This window comes from Pauljensenia sp. UMB3104 (assembly GCF_030217285.1).
GTDB lineage: Bacteria > Actinomycetota > Actinomycetes > Actinomycetales > Actinomycetaceae > Pauljensenia.
On record NZ_JASONN010000291.1, the window covers coordinates 1 to 275 of the forward strand.

The following is a 275-nucleotide window of genomic DNA, read 5'->3' on the forward strand; positions in this document are numbered from 1 at the left end:
ACCTGGATGGATGGGATGGCGCCGACTGTGATACGGGGACGAACGCTGCGGCCACGATGGCTGCCCTCGCCGCGGCGATGGACTCCCTCGAACCCCGTGCCCACCTGCGCGTGGCGCTTGAGGCCGGTGTTGAGACGATCATCCGTCGAGGCCTTGGGCACAGCGGCCTTGCGCTCGGTGCGCTGTTTGAAGCGTGGGCTGGTGCCCTCGGGGACGAGCACAGGGTGACTCCTCTTGTGGCGCGCCGCATGCTGGCGGCATCCCTGACGCCCGTT

General features: G+C 68.7%; 1 protein-coding gene. It reads left to right on the forward strand.

The annotated features are described in order from the left end of the window. Nucleotides 1–275, forward strand: a 275-nt coding sequence (locus QP415_RS11755) for a DAK2 domain-containing protein (protein ID WP_285100199.1), incomplete at both ends; no start/stop codon positions are given.